The following is a 17,348-nucleotide window of genomic DNA, read 5'->3' as shown; positions in this document are numbered from 1 at the left end:
GACAGGCCGATCTGCGCGCGTGAGAAGCTGCCTCGAGGGACAGGCGAGCCCGGCTCAGGCGCGGCGGCTGGCCTCGACCGCGACGGCCATGCGCCACAGCGCGAGGAACACCGCGACGCAGGCGAGGCCGCGGGCGGACCAGGACGCCCAGGCCTCGCCGGTGCCGTGGACGGCGACCAGGACGATCGCGGCGGCGACGGCCCAGCGGGCGAGGGTGAGCGCGCCGGAGCTCAGCCACAAAAGCGGGCTCTTGGCCACGTCGACGCAGGCGCGGACGTATTCGCGGGGGTGGACGCCGCGCTCGCCGCGGAGCACCCGGCGGGCGGCCGCCAGGTCGCCGACGCAGGTGGCGAAGGTCAGGACGAGGATCAGCACGACCAGCTCGACGAGGGCGTGCGAGGCGGCCAATACGTTGGTGACGAAGCTGAGGACGAGGCGGAGGACCAGGCCGTAGAGGCCGATCAGGGCCAGCACCGGGAGGTTGCCGAGGCTGGCGCGGCCGAACTCGGCCCAGGCGCGGGTGCCCCGGTCGCTGGCGTCGTCGAGGCGGAGCAGCGCGCCGCCGCGGACGAGCAGGGCGATCGCGGCGCCGAGCAGGCCGCTGGCGAGGGTGGCGGCCGCGAACACGGCGACGATCGCGGGGCTCTGGGCCAGCAGCTCGGCGAGCGCGGCGATCAGGCGGTGCGGGTCGGTCCACACGCGCCCGCCCATGACGGTGCGCACGGCCCCGGCGACCGGCAGGGCCAGGCCCCACGCGAGGCCGAGGTGCAGGGCGCACAGGCCGAGCCACAGGCCGGGCACGCGGAGCACGCGGCGCAGCGACCTCATAGGCCGATGCCTCCGAGCAGGGCGAGGTCGACGGCCTCGCTGAAGCGCGAGAGCGGGTCGCTGATGCCGTCGGGCTTGCGCGAGCCGGGGGCGCGCAGGTGATCGTCGAGGCGCTCGCCCTCGAGCAGGAGCTTGTCGTCGGGGTCGACGGTGACGCCGGCCAGCTTGCGCCCGGGGAAGGTGAACACGCGGTAGCGGGCCTGGCCGTCCCACCACAGCCGCTCGCGCTCGCCGTCCTTGAACTCGAACTCGAGCTCGACCGGCAGGCGGAACTCGCCCTCGCGCACGATCAGCGCGAAGCCCTCGCTGGCCTCGTCCGCCAGCTCCTCGCCCGCGGGCTCGGCCTCCGGCTGGATCAGGGCCAGCGCGCCGTCCTGGCCGCGGCGCCAACCGCCGCCGCCGACGGCCCGCCGGTTGGCGATCCTGGCCACGGTGAAGTCGACGGAGGCGGTGGTCTCGAGGCCCTGGGCGAGGAAGTCGGCGACGTCGAGGTCGACCGGCTGTCCGTCGGGACCTGTCTCGGAGATCCTGACCTTCGGGCCCAACTCGCGCAGGAGCACGGCCCGCAGGTCGGCGCCGGTCGGGTGGCGGAAGCGCCAGGTGTCGCAGTAGACGCGGAAGGCGCGGTCGAATTTTTCGGGGCCGACCAGCGCGCGCAGGGTGTGGAACACGGCGGCGGTCTTGCGGTAGACGGTGCCGCCGAAGGTGCCGGTGAAGTCGCGGTACGCCTCGGCGGGGCGGTCGACGGCGTCGAGCTCGGCGCTGCTCGAGAGGGCGACGCGGATCATGTCGACCGTCGAGACGCGCTGGTTGCCGATCCGCGCGATCGTGGCGTCGCCGCCGAACCAGTCGTCGAGCACGAGGGTGTTGGAGAACGAGTTGATGCCCTCGTCGAGCCACGGTTGGGTCGCCTCGTCGGAGGCGAGCAGGCCCTGGAAGTACTGGTGGCCGAACTCGTGGATGGTGGTGAACTCGCCGGTGAGCAGCTCGTGGATGCCGAGCAGGCGCAGCGGCAGCGGCAGGCGCAGGATGTCCGAGGTGGTGTAGAGCGTCGGGTACTCCATGCCCTGGGCCCCGCCGGCGGACTCCGGCGGGTGGACGATCGTGATCGTCGACCACGGATAGGGCCCGAAGCGCGCGTCCATGCTCTCGAGCGCGGCGACCTGGGCCTCGAGGTGGCGCTGGGCGTCGGCCGCCAGCGCGCGCGGGATGAGCTGGCGGATCCTGACGTCGTGCCACATGTCGTCGTACTCGAGGAAGTCGGGCGAGGCCGCCCACGCGAAGTCGTGCACGGTGTCGGCGCGGTAGTGCAGCCGCTTGCGCCCGCCCTCCGGCGGCCGCTCCTCGACCAGCACGCCGGTCGCCCCGACGACCATGTCCTCGGGGACATCCAGGTGGACCTCGTAGTCACCGAAGTCGGCGTAGAACTCGCTGTGCAGGGTGAACACGTGGGCCTGCCAGCCGGCGTCGTGGCGCACCGCCAGCTTCGGGTACCACTGGCCGACCATGTGGAAGTCGCCGTCGTAGCCGGTGCGCGCGAACACCCGCGGGAGCTGGGTGAAGAAGTCGAGCTCGACGGTGACCGCCTCGTCGGGGCCGACCGGGCGGGGCAGGGCGATCGTGCCGAGGCTGGGGTCGGCGCCCTCGACCAGCGCGAGCGGCGTGGCGGCGGCGTCGCGCTGCTCGGGCGCCTTGAAGTCGACGGCGGGGCCGTGGGCGAGCAGGCGAGCGGCGCGGACGTCGATGTAGCCCCACTTGCCCTCGCCCTTGTCCTGGCGCGCGCCGCGGTGCGCTCCGCGGGCCTCGGCCATCCACGCGGTGTCCTCGGCGCGGAAGCCGTTCATATAGAGGTGGAGCACCAGCGAGTCGACGGGCGCGCGCGTGTGGTTACGCCAGGTGATCCGCGCGGTGCCGCTGACGGTGTGCTTGTCGGCGTCGAGGCTGGCGTCGAGGACGTAGTCGGCGAGCTTGATGCCCGCGGGGATCGGGCCGCGGACGTCTTGCGGTCGCAGCGGATCGGCCGGGTCCGGCACCCGCCGCTCCGGCGCCGCCCCCGGCTCGCACGCGACGACGCCCGCGAGGGCGCACGCGGCGGCGCGACGGAGGAGACGAGAGCCCACTGCGAGCATCGGACCAGCCCTGTACCACCGGAGTTTCGCGGCGCACAAGGCCGCTCCTTCGGCGCACGGCGTGTACACTCGCGGCGTGAGCGCAGGGCCGACTGACAGGGGCGCAGGTGCCGACGACGGCGGCGGACGATCGCTGGAATTCACCGACCTCGACCAGGAGGCCCTGGCTCTGCGCGGGCGCGCGCTCGGGGCGTGTCTGCAGGCCGGCGACTCGGTGCTGCTCCACGGCCCCATGGGCGCCGGCAAGACGACGCTCACGCGTGCGATCGCCGTCGGCCTCGGCGTGTCTCATCCCGCTCGGGTCCAGAGCCCGACCTTCACGCTCTGCATGGTCCACCACGGCCGCGGCCCGAGCCTCGTCCACGTCGATCTGTTCCGCCTCGGCGGCGACGGCGACGAGGGCCTCGGCGGCGGCGCAGGCTTCGATTCCCTCGACCTCGAGGAGCTGCTCCTCGAGGCCGGTGCGTTCGGCGAAGCGGCCGAACAGCCGAGCCTCTCGCGCGGGGCGGCGATGATCGTCGAGTGGGGATCTCGGTGGCGTACACCACCTGCGGATCACCTGGCGATCACGCTGACGCGTCCGTCCGCGGACCGCAGATCCCTGTTCGCCGCGGCCACTGGCCCCCGTGCGGCTGCGCTGCTGTCCGCATGGTCGGTCGCCTGCGAGGGCCTCTCTTCCTCCTCTTAAAGGAAGGAAGGCAAGGTCGCGAGAGACCTGGCCGGCGAGTACACGGCCGTCGGGGCAGATGCGATCTTCTGGGCCTCACGGGCTGTGACGCGGGCTTCAGGGAGATCGGACTCTGCTCGCAGCATCGACATGCGGCGCGCCGACGTCGAGCAATTCGGCGGCCGCGGCGGCGCGTAGGCGGCCAGATTCATGGAATTTCGCCGATTTAGCGAGCTCGCAAGCGCGTCGTCGAAGGTGCGATCGGGCGGCGCCGACAGGTCCGCGACACCTAAGGTACACGGGCCGCTACCCCCTCCCCGCTGGCCCTCCCCGAAAAAAGTTGGCTCCTACGCTGCAAATTTGCCTTTGCAGAGCAGATGTTCCGGATTATGGTCCTTGCCGAGCAACGAGGTCGGGCTTCTCCGATCTACCGCGACCTCCTCCACATTCTCGTCCGCACGGACGTACGAGCGAAAGAACCAACAATGGCAACCAAGAACAAGGCACCCAAGGAAATCCTCGTCGTCGGCAGCAAGGTCAAGGACGTCATCCGTGACGCGGGTCTCCGCAGCGATGGCGAGCTGATCCAGGCCGTGTCCGACAAGGTCCACGAGCTGCTCGGCGCCGCGATCGAGCGCTGCAAGAGCAACAACCGCAGCACCGTTCGCCCCTACGACCTGTAGGCCGTTCGACCCTCCAGGGTCGCACGCAGCGAATAAAAAGGCCGCTCCTGTCCGGAGCGGCCTTTTTTTGTGCGTTCGGCGATTCGCCGGACGGGCGATCGACGATTGCCCCGCCGACTCGTACGCTCCGGCAATTCTTGCGGCGAGATCGGCCGCGGAGCGGGCGGCAAATCCTCGGTGTGTCCGAGGGGGCATGTGCGAGCGGACATGCTCCTGGGCACATGTCCGCGCGGACATGCCCGCGAGGTCAGCCGGTCGCCGGGGACTCTTCGATCTGCCAGCGCTCGAACACCGCCGGGTTGTGGTCGATCTCGACCAGGAAGCGGCTCGGGCGCATGATGTGCGACGGCCCGTCGCGGGTCTCCTCGATCACCGGATAGCAGCAGTACAGCTCGTCGGCGGCGCGGGTGGCGGCGACGTAGAACAGGCGCCGCTCCTCCTCGAGGTCGGCCGGGTCGCGCACCGCGGTGGCCATCGGGAAGCGGCCCTCGGCCAGCCACAAGATGAAGCAGATCGGCCACTCGAGGCCCTTGGCCTGGTGGACGGTCGACAGCACCAGCATGTCGTCGGGCTCCTCGGCGCCGAGGACGTTCTCGGCGCTCATGCCCTGGACCAGCGCGAGCTCGCTGAGGAACTCGTTGGCGCCGTCGTAGCGCTCGGCATAGCCGGCGAGGTGCTCGAGGTCGTCCTTGCGGGCGGCGGCGTTGGGGAAGTTGCGCTCGGTGTATTCGCCGTAGTGGCGGGCGACGACCTCGCGGATCATCGCCCCGGGGCTGCGCAGCTCGGGGTTCTCGAGGATCGCCCACAGCTCGGCCAGCCGCTCGAGCGCCGGCCGGGCCCGCCCGCGCGCCTGACCCGCCTGCTCCGCCAGCACCTGACCGGCGGAGGCGGTGCCCGCGGCTGTCTCTTTGGCCAGGAGCACCGCCAGCTGCTCGGCCGTCTGCGCGCCGACCCCCGGCCACAGGCGCAGCAGGCGGATCCACGACAGGCTGTCCTGCGGGTTCTGGCGCGCGCGCAGGTAGGCGACCACGTCCTTGATGTGGGCCTGCTCGAAGAAGCGGAGGCCGCTGCGCACGGTGTACGGGATCTGCCGCCGCGTCAGCTCGACCTGCAGCTCGAGGCTGTGCGAGTGGTTGCGGTAGAGCACGGCCATGCGCGACAGCGGCAGGTCGTACTCGTGGTGCAGCTCGAGCACGCGCTGGGCGATGAACTCGGCCTGCTGGAACACGTCGCGCAGCGGGATCACTGCCGGCTTCGGCCCCGACTTCTTCACCGCCACCAATTCCTTGGGGTATTGCTTGACGTTGCGGGCGATGCTGCGATTGGCGAGCGCGAGCACCTCGGGCGTCGAGCGGTAATTGATGGTCAGCGGATACAGCCGGGCCTGCGGGTGGCGGCCGCGGAACTCGGCGATCTGAGCGAAGTCGGCGCCGCGGAAGCCGTAGATCGACTGGGCGTCGTCGCCGACGCACACCAGGCTGCCGTGCTCCTTGGCCATGGCGTCGACCAGCGCGCCCTGGATCGCGCTGACGTCCTGGTACTCGTCGACGAGCACGTGGTCGTAGGCCGAGCGCACCAGCGCGGCGACCTCGGACAGGCGCGGGTCCTCGAGCAGGCGCAGCCAGTGGATCAGCAGGTCGTCGAAGTCGCACACGTTCATGTGCCGCTTGCGCTCGGCGAAGCGGACCGCGACCTCCTCGACCATGACTGCCTGATCGAGCAGGCGCAGGCCGTGCTCCTCGACCACCTGCAGCAGCGGCTTGCGGGTGTTGGCGGCCAGGCTGATCAGGTTGGCCAGCACCTTGGGCTGCGGGAAGCGGCGCGCGGTCAGGGTCTGCAGGCCGAACTCGGCGACCACGGCGCTCAGCAGGGTGCGCGCGTCCTCGGGGTCGAGGATGCCGAAGTCGGGCGAGAGGCCGATCGCGGCGCCGTAGCGGCGGAGGATCCGGTTGCCGACGTGGTGGAAGGTGCCGGCCGAGCAGCGCCGCATCTCGACGCCGAGCAGCGACTCGACCCGCGCCACCATCTCGCGCGCGGCGCGATTGGTGAATGTGCACAGGAGGATCCGCTCAGGGTGGCAGCCGCCGGCGACCAGGCGGGCGACGCGGTAGGTCAGCGTGCGGGTCTTGCCGGTGCCGGCCCCGGCGAGCACGAGGATCTCGCCCGGATCGGCCTCGACGACCGCGAGCTGCTGCGGGTTGAGCTCGCGCGACAGGTCGAAGGGTACGCGCGTCGGGGCGCTCGACTTGAGGACGTACTTCATCCGAGGTGCTTCTGCAGGAACGCGAGGATCTGTTCTTCCATGTGCACGCGGTCCTCGAGGCCGCGCGGCATGTGCCGCTCGTCGGGGAACAGCAGCAGCTCGTAGGGCTTGCGCGCGCGGATGAGGGCGCCGATGAGCCGCGAGGTGTGGCGGAAGTGGACGTTCTCGTCGATGAGGCCGTGGACGAGCATCAAGGCGCCGCGCAGCTCGCCGGCGTGGGCCATGACGCTGCTCTCGCGGTAACCCTCGGGGTTGTCCGCCGGGGTGCCCATGTAGCGCTCGGTGTAATGGGTGTCGTAGCCGTCCCAGTGGGTGACCGGGGCGCCGGCGACGGCGAGGCGGAACACGTCGGGGTGGCGCACCATCGCCATCGCCGACAGGTAGCCGCCGTAGCTCCAGCCGTAGATGCCGACGCGCGCCGGGTCGACGAGGCCGAGGTTGGTGAAGTGGCGGACGCCGTCGACCTGGTCCTCGAGCTCGACGCGGCCGAGGTCGCGGTGAATCGCGCCCTCGAAGGCGAGGCCGCGGCGGGCGCTGCCGCGGTTGTCGATCTTGATCACCAGATAGCCGCGGCTGCGCAGCGCCTGCGCGCGCATGTCGACGGTGGTGCCCCAGGTGTCGACGACGCGCTGGGCGTGCGGGCCGCCGTAGACCGCGACGAGCGTCGGGTAGGGCGGGCCGGCGGGGACCGGGGCGCCGCGGGCGTCGGCGCGGATGGCCGAAGGGTCAGGTCGGTAGACGGCGGCCCACAGCTCGTCGCCGTGGCGGTTGCGAAAGCTGACCAGCTCCGGCGGCGGGAGATCGAGGCTGGCCAGGCGCGGGTCGTCCTCGGTCGGCAGCTCCTCGATCAGCGCGCCGTCGTCGAGGCTGCGCAGCGACAGGCGGGTCGGGTGGCGCACGCTGCTGTGGACGTCGACGAAGCGCCGCTTGGCCCGGTCGACGACGACGCCGTGGACGCCGGGCTCCTGCGTCAGCTGGACGACGTCGCCGCCGGCCAGCGGGACCATGAACAGGTGCTGCTCGGTCGGGCGCTCGCGCCAGCCGGTGAAGTAGACCCGGCCGCGCTCCTCGTCGACGGTCACGACATGGTCGATGGGCCATGTCCCCGAGGTCAGATCGCGGATCAGTCGGCCGTCGCCGGCGCGCAGCTCGAGCTGGCGGAAGCCGGTCCGCTCGCTCGACCACAGGAAGGCGCCGGCCAGCTCGCCCGCGCCCTTCTCGAGCGGGCGCAGGTCGTCGTGCAGGTTGTACCAGGGGGCGGCTGTCTCTTCGACCAGGAGCGTCCGCTTGCCGGTGCGCGGGTCGAGGCGCACGAAGCGGTGGTGCTGCTGGCTGCGGTCCTGCAACTGCGCGCTGAGGCTGCCGTCGGGGAACCACTTGACGCGCGCGAGGTACTCGAACTCGCCGAGGTCCATCCAGGTGACGCGGCCGCCGGCGACCGGGACCACGCCGAGGCGCACGCGCGCGTTGGGGCTGCCGGCGAACGGGTAGCGGTGGTCCTCCTGCGCGCCGTCGCCGACCTGGTCCTTGCCCTGGTGGACGATGCGGTAGACCGGGATGTGCGTCTCGTCGACCTCGACGAACGCGAGCTGCTGGCCGTCGTCGGACCACCAGAAGCCGTGGCTGCGGTGCATCTCCTCCTGGGCGATGTACTCGGCGAGGCCGTTCGTCTTGCCGGTCCCGCGCGCGCCGCGGGTGAGCTGCTTCGGCTGGCCGCCGGCGACGTCGACGACGTACAGCTCGTCGTCGTGGACATAGGCGACGCGCTCGCCGTCGGGCGAGAGCTTGGCGTCGAGCGCCGGCGGGGCGCCGGGGCCGGGATCGACGAGCAGGCGCAGCTCGCTGTCCGCGGGCCGCTTGACGTAGATCTTGCCGATGAGCGGGACGAGCATGGTGTCGCCGTCCTCGGCCCACGCGTACGAGGTGACGCCGAGCTCGCGCTGGCGCGACCGCTCGCGCCGCAGCTTCTCCTCGAGCGAGAGGTTGGCCTCGGTCGCGCCGCCGCCGGGCGGGGCGACGAGCAGGCTCTCCTCGCCGGTCTTCAGGTCGCGGCGGTAGAGCTGGCGCACCAGCGTGCGCTCGGGGCTGCGCAAGTAGGCGAGCGCGCTGCCGTCGGGGGTGAAGGTGATCGACTGCGGACCGACGAGGCCGGGCAGCGGATAGGCGGCGGCCTCCTCGAGCGGGAGCGGGGCTTTGAAGGTGGAAGGCGTGGTCATGACGGGGCGAGGCGGCGGCTCGTGACGCGCGTCGTCGCGACCGCACGCGCCGGTCAGCGCGAGGCATGCGAGCGCGAGGCCGCGGACGAACGGTGCGTCGAAGTTCAGGGGGGACGGCACGCGCGTGCATCTTGGCACACTCGCGCCCGCCGTGAACGCGGTCGCGGCGAGCGCCGTGGCCCGCCGAGGCGCCCGCTGCCGCGGTTTCGCGGCGGCGTGTGCGGAAGCACCGAGTCGCCGCGGCGGGGCGCGTGTGGAGCCGCGAGGCGAAGCGGGTGCGTGCCACTTTGACGCGGGCGCCTCGGACGGGTGTAAAGCGAGGCGCGAGGCGACGATGTTGCGCGCGCGTCGGCTTGCGCGGCCGCGGGAAATCGGCCATAAAGCGTGCCCATGGCCACCTTAGTCGAGATCTTGACCCGAGAAGAGGTTCGTCCGCAGGTGGTCCGCGCGTGCGCCTCGCTGATCGACGCCGAGGTGAAGAGCAAGACTGGCCTTTCGGCCCTGGCCATCAAGGCAGGTTACAAGCTGGTCGCGGCGATCCGCCCGTCGATGGTGGCCGACGTCGTCGATCGCCTGCTGCCCGAGTTCGCGGTGGCGCTCGAGCCCGCGTACGTCGAGAGCCGCGAGCAGGCCGCCCGCGCCGGCGCGCCGCTGCCCGAGGTGTTCGCCGCCCACGTCACCACCGAGGCGCCCCGCGTCGCCCAGGCGCTGCTCACGGTCACCGACCGCCGCGCGGCCAAGGCCAGCGGCCCCCTGCGCAAGACCTACGACCGCCTGCGCGACTCGGCCGAGGCTCACGTGCGCATCGCGGTGCCGGGGCTGGCGCGCACTCTGGCGCCGTTCGTCGGCTGAGCGCCGGACTCGGCCGCTGCTTCCCGGACGAGCGGGCGCGCGCGGCAGGCCCTGGCGGCGCGTTCGGCCCCGCGCGCGCATCGCTTGCGGCCCCGGTGGGTCGTGATACCGTGAGCCTCAGGGAGAGACGAAGTGGCGACTCCGGCTCCTGCTGACGCTGCTGCATCCGGGGACACGGAGAACGAGGTTCGTGCGCTCCGTCAGCGAGTGGCCGAGCTCGAGCAGGCGCTGGCGGCCCGCGAGGCCCAGGCGTCGCGCGAGGCCGAGTTCCGCCGGTCGCTCTACGAGGCGTACGTGTACGGCCTCGGGCGCACGCTGTCGCTCTACGACCCGGCGTCGGTGCGCGTGCTGGTGCGCGAGATGGGCCGGCGGATCCGCGAATACCTCGAGGAGGTCGGCTACGACTTCGGCGGGCCGCGCACGCTCCACGAGGTGCTCGAGAAGACGATCGGCTTCTTCGTCGAGCACGGGTTCGTCGACCTCGAGGTGGTGAGGTGGGAAAACGACCTGATCCAGGCCCGCTGGCACCGCTTGCTCGGGCTCCGCGCGTACGAGCGGCTGGTCGCCGCCGGCAGCGAGCCGTTCATCTCGTGCCCGCTCAACGCGGTCGTGCATGACGGCCTGGCCGAATTCGGCAAGTCGTTCGAGACGCTGCAGCACAAGTTCGACCTCGCCAGAGGCGACGTCGAGAGCTGGGAGGCGGTGGTCGACTTGCCGACCGAGCGCACGCCGCTGCCGCTGTCGCTCGACGCGGAGCGGGTGCTGACGATCGAGCGCGAGCAGAGCCGGCAGCTGCGGGTGCGCGACGAGTTCATCCGCATCGCCTCGCACGAGCTGTCGACGCCGCTGACCGCGACCAAGCTGGCGCTGCGCCGGCTCGAGAGCGCGGAGCTGCCGGAGGCGGCGCAGCGCTCGGTCGGGGTGCTGCACCGCCAGCTCCGCCGGCTCGAGCTTCTGGTGTCGGAGATGCTCGACGCGACGCGCCTGCAGATCGGTCGCCTCCGCCTCGAGCGGTCGCAGGTCGATCTGGTGGCGGTGACCGACGCGGTGATCGATCTGCTGTCGGCCAGCGAGACCGGCGCGCCGGGGCAGATCCGCCTGCACGGGGCCGAGACGGCGGTGGGTGAGTGGGATCCGGCGCGCCTCGATCAGATCGTCACGAACCTGCTGACGAACGCGATCAAGTACGGCGAGGGGCGGCCGATCGACGTGACGATCACGCTCCACGGCGAGGGCGCACGGCTGCAGGTGATCGACCGCGGGATCGGCATCGCCGCCGAGGCGCTCGAGCGGATCTTCGACCCGTTCGAGCGCGCGGCCCCGGTCGAGACCCACGGCGGGCTCGGGCTCGGGCTCTACATCGCCCGCCGCTTCGTCGAGATGCACGGCGGCCGGATCGCGGTCGAGTCGCGGCCCGGCGTCGGGGCGACGTTCACCGTCGACCTCCCGCTGGCGCCGCCGGCCGTCCAGGGGTTGGTGGTGGAGGGGACAGCTCTGCGCCGGGAGACCTCGTCGTGAGCCCGGTGCTGGTGGTCGAGGACGACAGGGACATCCGCGAGACGATGGGCCTGGTCCTCGAGGGCGAGGGCTACGAGGTCGTCACGGCGCCCAACGGCAAGGAGGCGCTGCTCCTGTTGCAAGGCGGCTTGCGACCGAGCCTCATCCTGCTCGACCTCATGATGCCGGTGATGAGCGGCTGGGAGCTGCGCGAGCAGATGTTGCGCGACCCGTCGATGGCGGCCATCCCGACCATCGTGATCACGGGCGACACCCGGGCGTCACAGCGGACGGCGCAGCTGCAGGCGGCGGCCTGCATCGCCAAGCCGTTCGAGATCAGCGACCTGCTGGCGGCGGTGGCCGAGGCGGCGCCGCGAGCGGAGGCGTGACCGCGGCGTGACTGCGCGGGCAGCGAAGGCTGCAGACGGCCCGGAGCCAGCGGTGCGCGCCGCGAGCGGACACCTGCGCGGGCGGGTCGCCGCGGCCCTCGGCGGCATGGAGCGCGATCGCGCGCCCGCGTCCTTTGTTATGCTGCGGTCCGCGCATGAGCGGGACGAAGCGATGGCCGTGGGACAAGCCGGACCACGAGGACGAGCCGGTCATGGCGGAGCTCCGCCCGACGGTGACCGGGACCGAACCGCAGATCGTCCGTTACCTGCGCGACATCGAGGTCGAGCCGCAGGTGAGCCCGGGCCTCGACGAGCTCGGGCCGCCGATCGACGGCATCGGTGACGGTCGCTACGCCGTCGGCGATCAGCTCGGCCGCGGCGGGGGCGGGGTGGTCTACCTGGGGGCCGACCGCAGCATGCGGCGCACGGTGGCGGTCAAGGTGTTGTCGCCGCACCACGTCAACGACCCAGTGCGGGTGCAGGCGTTCGTCGAGGAGGCGATCATCACCGGCGGCCTCGAGCACCCGAACATCGTGCCGGCCTACGACCTCGGCTGCAGCCCGACGCTCGGGCTCTACTACACGATGAAGCGGCTGACCGGGCGGCCGCTGTCGCAGATCATCGACGCGCTGCACGAGGGCGACCCGGCGACGACGCACAGCTTCGGCATGTACCGCCTGCTCGGCTGCTTCATCGAGCTGTGCCGCGCGGTCGCCTACGCCCACGCGCGCGGGGTGCTGCACTGCGACCTCAAGCCGGAGAACGTGCTCATCGGCGAGTACGGCGAGGTCGTGCTGGTCGACTGGGGCCTGGCGCAGGTGATGGGTCCGCAGGGGCGCAGGCAGGCGCGGGCGCACATGCACGCCGGCACGCCGGAGTACATGGCGCCGGAGCAGATCACCAAGGCCGGCCACGACCTCGACGTCCGCAGCGACATCTGGTCGCTCGGGGTGATCCTCTACGAGATCCTCACGCTCACGCAGCCCTTCCAGGGCGCCAACGCCAAGGAGGTGTTGATGCGCGTGATGGTCGAGCAGCTCGAGCCGCCGTCGAGGCGCGCGCCGAACCGGCCGATCCCCCCGGGCGTCGAGGACATCTGCCGCCGCGCGCTGAGCAAGAACCGCGAGCACCGCTACGGCTCGGTGGTCGAGCTGCTGGCCGACCTCGACGCGTACCTCGAGGGCTCGCGCGAGCGCATGCGCCGGTCGGAGCTGGCCCGCCGCTCGCTCGACGCGGCCCACCTGCTGATCGACCGCCTGCGGCCGCTCGAGGAGGAGTGCGACTACTGGCTGGCCGGGCGCCCGCGCGACGAGGACGCGGTGGCGGGCACTGGGATGATGGACGAGCGGGGCCTGGCCGACCTGCGCCGCGAGCTGATGGCGGTCTACCGCGAGGCGGCGCTGCTGATCCTGCGCGGGCTCGAGAGCGACAGCGATGTCGACAGCCTCGGCGACGCCGGCGGCGACGTGTACTGGCGGGTGTTCATGCGCATCTACCCGTCGTCGACGCCGACGTCGGGCCCGACGCGCGAGGTGGCGATGGAGCTGCTGCTGACGCTGAGCCAGAAGTGCTTCAGCGGGATCGTGCGCGCCGGGCGGAGGTTGACCCGCTCGCGCGAGCTGTCGCCGATCACGACGTCCGAGCTGCAGCGGCCGGGGCCGGCGATCGACGACCCGTGGCTCAACGTGGTCAGCACCCTGTGCGGCGACGACGAGGAGGAGATCGACGCCTCGCGCGCGCCGCACAGCCTGCGCACGCTGATCGGCCGCATCATGTTCCTGCGCAAGATCAGCCTGTTCAACGCGGTGCCGACGGCCGCGCTGCTGCCATCGCGGAGGCCTGCCACGAGGTCGCGTTCGCGCCGCTGCAGGCGGTGTTCGAACAGGGGGCGCCAGGCGACGCGCTGTGCATCCTGCTCGAGGGCACGGTCGAAGTCGTGCGTGACGGCGCCGTCATCAACCGCCTCAAGCCCGGCGATGTGTGCGGCGAGGTCGCGGTGCTCAGCCAGTCGGCGCGCACTGCCGGGGTGTTCGCCACCGAGGAGCCAGTGCGGGCGCTGATGCTGGGGGCCGACCGCTTCCGCAAGATCGTGCGCGAGAGCGGCGACATCGGCCTCGCGGTCATCGAGGTGCTGTCCGAGCGCCTGCGCGTGGCGACCGAGCGCGAGGCGGCCCTGCGCTCGCTGGCCAAGACGATCCTGGCCAAGAAGGTCGACCTGGCCCTGCCGTGAGCGCCAGCGCGCCGCACCGGCCGCCGCAGATGCGCTAGCATCTCGGGCCTGTGACGCAGAAGCGGCGCGTGGTCGAGGCGCTCGCCGTGCGGTACTTCAAGCGCCGCGCGGGCAAGGCGGCGCACCCCGACGCCCGCGACGCGGTCCACTTCCTCAACCCGGACGAGCGCCGGGCGCTGCGCCGCATCGAGTACCTGGCGGTCGGCCGCGCGGCGATCGTCGGGGCGGTGTGCGCGGGGCTCGGGGCGATCGCCAACGTCGCCCTGCAGCCGCTGCTCGGCGACGACCCGAGCAGCGCGAGCTGGGGCCGGTGGGCCGAGTTCATGCTGCTCACGCTGCTGGCCGCGCTGCCGCTGGTGGCGATCGAGCTGTCGCTGATCTACTGGAACGCGATCGACTCGGTGCACCAGCTGGCGGCCGCGGCCGGGCTGCCGCTGTTCCGCGCCAAGGAGGTCGGGCAGGACGTGGTCCGCCACGCGGGCGACATCGTCGACGACGAGGACGAGATCTTCGCCGCGGTGCTGGCCCGCGCGGCGCTCGAGATCCCGAACCCGCCGCGGCCGATGTTCGGCATCGATCCGCGGCGCGAGGCGTCGCGCCTGCGGATCTTGATGGCGACGCTGGTCTACAAGGCGAAGGTCAGCCTGACGAAGTTCGTCGCCCGCACCCTGCTGACGCGGATCTTCGGCCGCGCGGCGCTGCGGGCCTGGATCCCGTTCGTCGCCGTGCCGATCACCGCGCTGTGGGACGCGCTGGTGTGCCGCCGGGCGCTGCGCGAGGCGAGGTTGCGGGCGATCGGGCCGTCGGCGGCGAACGAGCTGCTCGGCTTCGTGCTGGCGCCGCACCCCGAGCCGTCGCCGGGGCTGCGCGAGGCGCTGATGCGGGCGATCGGGACCGCGGTGGTCCGCTCGCGCGACTTCCACCCGAACCTGATCGAATTGCTGGATGACCTGAAGAGCAGGATCGGAGAGACAGACGCGGAGGCGCTCGACGACGTGCCGCGCTTCATCGAGTGCCTGCGCCGGCTGCTGCCCGCCGAGCAGAAGTCGGCCCTGCACACGCTGGTGATCGCGTGCGTGCTCGACGGGCGGGTGCGCCAGGCCGAGCGCGCGATCATGACCAGGGCGTTCCGCGTGTGCGGCCGGCCGCCGCCGCGGTTCCAGGTGCTCGTGCTGCAGCGCGCGCTGCTCTCCGGCGATCAGCTGGCGCCGAAGATGCTCGACCTGCTGACGCCGTAGCGCTCGATATCGACCGAGCGCCCGCGCCGGCCCGATCTGCCGCGGATCGCCGCGAGCGGGTAGTCTCGGCCGGCCGCGAAGGCGAAGGATGGGACATGCCCGATCTGGCAGATGGGGACTCGGTCGAGGTCAAGGGGTCCGGCGCGAAGCCGTACGTGCTGAAGAACGTGGGCGGGGTGTACTCGTGCAGCTGCCCGGCGTGGCGTAACGCGGGCGGGCCGATCGATCGGCGCACGTGCAAGCACCTCAAGGGGCTGCGCGGCGAGGCGGTCGAGCTGGCGCGGATCGGCGCGCCTGCCGGGGCTCCGAAGTCGGCTGTCCCGAAGGCCAGCAAGGCTGGCCCCAAGACCAGCTCGGAGGACGGCGACGAGGCGGGCGAGCAGGCGCCGCCGCTGCTGCTGGCGCACGTGTACGAGCCCGACGTCGACCCGACCGGCTGGTGGATGAGCGAGAAGCTCGACGGCGTGCGGGCCTACTGGGACGGCAAGCGGTTCGTGTCGCGGCTGGGCAACGTCTATCACGCGCCCGAGTGGTTCACGGCCGGGCTGCCCGACTTCACGCTGGACGGCGAGCTGTGGCTCGATCGCAAGGCGTTCCAGCGCACCGTGAGCGTGGTGCGGCGGCAGGACGGCGGCGACGCGTGGCGGCAGATCCGGTTCCTGGTGTTCGACGCGCCGGGGCACGAGGGCGACTTCGAGGCGCGGATGCGCCACTACCACGGGGAGCTCGAGCGGCGCCGACCGGCGTTCGCCAGCGCGCTCGCGCACGAGATCTGTACCGGCGCGGAGCACCTGCAGCGTGAGCTTATGCGGGTGGAAGCGCTCGGCGGCGAGGGCCTGATGCTGCGCCGGCCCGGCTCGCGCTACGAGGCCGGCCGCTCGCACTCGCTGCTCAAGGTCAAGACGTTCCACGACGACGAGGCGCGGGTGGTCGGGCACCAGCCGGGCACCGGCAAGCACAAGGGGCGGCTCGGGGCGCTGCTGGTCGAGCTCCGCGACGGCACGCGGTTCGCCCTCGGCACCGGCATGTCCGACGCCGACCGCAACGACCCGCCCGTGGTCGGCACGATCGTCACGTTCCGCTATCAAGAGCTGTCGGACGGCGGGGTGCCGCGCTTCCCGTCGTTCGTCGGGGTGCGCCACGACGTGGCGTGGACGCCGGGCGCGGCCCCGGCCAAGAAGGCGAGCCGATGACGCTGTTCAGGGCGGTCTCCGGGGCGTGAGCGGGCTCGGGGGGATGCGGCCGTAGTTGTCTCGCGCGCGCAAATATGGTACTTGCGCAGCGCGAATTCGCACTGAACAAAAGGCCGTCCGTCGAATTGATCCACTCCCCCCAGGTTTTGACTTTCGCCGCCGCGTACCTGCGAATTCGTCGACCCATCAGCACGAAAGACCCCACGGACACTCCATGAACACGTTCAATCGCATGTTTTTCGCCTCGGGCCTGGTGGCCTTCGGTCTCGGCATGTCTTCCACCTCCGGGTGCGGCGGCGGCGACTACTGCTCGACGGTCTTCAACAAGGCCGTGGAGTGTGCTTCGCCCGAGGAGAAGGCGCTCGTCGAGGGCCTGAAGGACCTGGTGATGAAGGACTGTCGCGAGAAGAAGGACCGCGACCCCGAGGAGGAGAAGGCCGACCTCGAGTGCGCCAAGAAGAGCGCCTGCGACGAGTACAAGAAGTGCCAGCAGGAGCTCAGCGACAAGAAGCAGGCCATCCGGATCAAGAAGGAAGTCGAGGGCGCGCTCAAGACCGGCGAGAAGATGGAGGACGCCCTGTCGTCCTGTAAGTACAGCGACATCAAGGACGAAGAGGTCAAGAAGCTGTGCGCTGACCTGTTCAAGAAGTCGATCGACGCCGCGATCAAGGAGCTCGAGGGCATCCGCGACAGCGGCGGCGACGGCCTGAGCAAGTGCTTCGACCTGCAGGCGACCGCCGAGAAGGTGTCGCCCGAGGAGAAGACCAAGGCCGACGCCCTGTGCAAGGAGGTCGAGGCCGGCAAGCGCGCGAAGGAGGCCCTCGACGAGGCCAAGAAGAACCTCGACGGTGGCACCAACGAGGTGCCCTTCCAGTGCAGCATGGCGGTCGAGGACCTCGAGAAGCTGACCTCGGACTGGGCCAAGAACAAGCTGCAGGAGGTCGCCAAGGGCTGCTACGTCGACCTCGGCAAGAAGATCCTGCCGGCTCAGGTCGACAAGATGCTCATCTGCGAGTACCAGGTGGAGCAGGTCTACAAGGCCGTCAAGAAGTACAACCTGAAGGACGCCGAGCTCGACGGCTGGATCACCAAGGCCGACGCCAAGTGCGCCGGCTCCAAGTGAGCGGTTTCCGACCCCCCAACCACGCCTGACGGCGGCCTGA

13 protein-coding genes and 1 pseudogene are annotated in these 17,348 nt (G+C 71.5%); 10 read left to right on the top strand and 4 right to left on the bottom strand.

Annotation, left to right across the window (positions count from 1 at the left end; translation table 11 throughout):
- Nucleotides 1–54 precede the first annotated feature (54 nt).
- Nucleotides 55–828, bottom strand: coding sequence for a hypothetical protein (locus OV090_RS36720; RefSeq protein WP_267709380.1), 774 nt, complete (start codon nt 826–828; stop codon nt 55–57).
- Nucleotides 825–2,957, bottom strand: a complete 2,133-nt coding sequence (locus tag OV090_RS36715) for a M1 family metallopeptidase (RefSeq protein WP_267709379.1) — start codon at nt 2,955–2,957, stop codon at nt 825–827. Before OV090_RS36715 ends, OV090_RS36720 begins: the two co-directional genes overlap by 4 nt.
- A 133-nt stretch (nt 2,958–3,090) precedes the next feature.
- On the opposite strand from OV090_RS36715, the gene OV090_RS36710 reads away from it, so the two are divergent.
- On the top strand, nt 3,091–3,645 hold the full coding sequence (locus OV090_RS36710) for a tRNA (adenosine(37)-N6)-threonylcarbamoyltransferase complex ATPase subunit type 1 TsaE (RefSeq protein WP_346660436.1): 555 nt from the start codon (nt 3,091–3,093) through the stop codon (nt 3,643–3,645).
- Between the two features lie 464 nt (nt 3,646–4,109).
- Nucleotides 4,110–4,307: a hypothetical protein gene (locus tag OV090_RS36705; protein WP_096326703.1), complete on the top strand. Its 198-nt coding sequence runs from the start codon at nt 4,110–4,112 to the stop codon at nt 4,305–4,307.
- Between the two features lie 247 nt (nt 4,308–4,554).
- Here the strand turns inward: OV090_RS36705 and OV090_RS36700 are convergent, their stop codons facing one another.
- Nucleotides 4,555–6,570, bottom strand: coding sequence for an ATP-dependent helicase (locus tag OV090_RS36700; RefSeq protein WP_267709377.1), 2,016 nt, complete (start codon nt 6,568–6,570; stop codon nt 4,555–4,557).
- Nucleotides 6,567–8,906, bottom strand: coding sequence for a S9 family peptidase (locus OV090_RS36695; protein ID WP_267709376.1), 2,340 nt, complete (start codon nt 8,904–8,906; stop codon nt 6,567–6,569). Before OV090_RS36695 ends, OV090_RS36700 begins: the two co-directional genes overlap by 4 nt.
- A 270-nt stretch (nt 8,907–9,176) precedes the next feature.
- On the opposite strand from OV090_RS36695, the gene OV090_RS36690 reads away from it, so the two are divergent.
- The 8 genes and pseudogenes from OV090_RS36690 to OV090_RS36655 all read left to right on the top strand — a co-directional run bounded on the left by OV090_RS36690 (nt 9,177) and on the right by OV090_RS36655 (nt 17,308).
- Nucleotides 9,177–9,638, top strand: coding sequence for a hypothetical protein (locus OV090_RS36690; RefSeq protein WP_267709375.1), 462 nt, complete (start codon nt 9,177–9,179; stop codon nt 9,636–9,638).
- Between the two features lie 207 nt (nt 9,639–9,845).
- Complete coding sequence (locus tag OV090_RS36685) at nt 9,846–11,156, top strand: ATP-binding protein (protein WP_267709374.1); 1,311 nt, start codon at nt 9,846–9,848, stop codon at nt 11,154–11,156.
- Complete coding sequence (locus OV090_RS36680) at nt 11,153–11,524, top strand: response regulator (protein ID WP_267709373.1); 372 nt, start codon at nt 11,153–11,155, stop codon at nt 11,522–11,524. Before OV090_RS36685 ends, OV090_RS36680 begins: the two co-directional genes overlap by 4 nt.
- 155 nt (nt 11,525–11,679) lie before the next feature.
- Nucleotides 11,680–12,651 (top strand): annotated as a pseudogene (locus OV090_RS36675) (serine/threonine-protein kinase); the annotation flags it as partial.
- A 149-nt stretch (nt 12,652–12,800) separates the two neighbouring features.
- Complete coding sequence (locus OV090_RS51180) at nt 12,801–13,754, top strand: cyclic nucleotide-binding domain-containing protein (protein WP_346660435.1); 954 nt, start codon at nt 12,801–12,803, stop codon at nt 13,752–13,754.
- 50 nt (nt 13,755–13,804) lie between these two features.
- Nucleotides 13,805–14,992 (top strand): hypothetical protein, encoded by a 1,188-nt coding sequence (locus OV090_RS36665; RefSeq protein ID WP_267709371.1) that lies wholly within the window; start codon nt 13,805–13,807, stop codon nt 14,990–14,992.
- Nucleotides 14,993–15,087: 95 nt separating this feature from the next.
- The gene (locus OV090_RS36660; protein ID WP_267709370.1) at nt 15,088–16,185 is read left to right on the top strand and encodes a DNA ligase; all 1,098 of its coding nucleotides are present in this window, start codon (nt 15,088–15,090) and stop codon (nt 16,183–16,185) included.
- A 214-nt stretch (nt 16,186–16,399) separates the two neighbouring features.
- The gene (locus OV090_RS36655; RefSeq protein ID WP_267709369.1) at nt 16,400–17,308 is read left to right on the top strand and encodes a hypothetical protein; all 909 of its coding nucleotides are present in this window, start codon (nt 16,400–16,402) and stop codon (nt 17,306–17,308) included.
- Nucleotides 17,309–17,348 lie beyond the last annotated feature (40 nt).

The organism is Nannocystis sp. RBIL2 (assembly GCF_026626745.1).
GTDB lineage: Bacteria > Myxococcota_A > Polyangia > Nannocystales > Nannocystaceae > Nannocystis.
Note: the sequence above shows the minus strand (reverse complement) of the source record. Positions and strands in the feature narration are given on the sequence as shown.

Coding starts and splice junctions, on each gene's coding strand:
- OV090_RS36660 (WP_267709370.1), top strand. CDS start 15,088: ATGCCCGATCTGGCAGATGGGGACTCGGTCGAGGTCAAGGGGTCCGGC.
- OV090_RS36705 (WP_096326703.1), top strand. CDS start 4,110: ATGGCAACCAAGAACAAGGCACCCAAGGAAATCCTCGTCGTCGGCAGC.
- OV090_RS36720 (WP_267709380.1), bottom strand. CDS start 828: ATGAGGTCGCTGCGCCGCGTGCTCCGCGTGCCCGGCCTGTGGCTCGGC.
- OV090_RS36715 (WP_267709379.1), bottom strand. CDS start 2,957: ATGCTCGCAGTGGGCTCTCGTCTCCTCCGTCGCGCCGCCGCGTGCGCC.
- OV090_RS36700 (WP_267709377.1), bottom strand. CDS start 6,570: ATGAAGTACGTCCTCAAGTCGAGCGCCCCGACGCGCGTACCCTTCGAC.
- OV090_RS36690 (WP_267709375.1), top strand. CDS start 9,177: ATGGCCACCTTAGTCGAGATCTTGACCCGAGAAGAGGTTCGTCCGCAG.
- OV090_RS36655 (WP_267709369.1), top strand. CDS start 16,400: ATGAACACGTTCAATCGCATGTTTTTCGCCTCGGGCCTGGTGGCCTTC.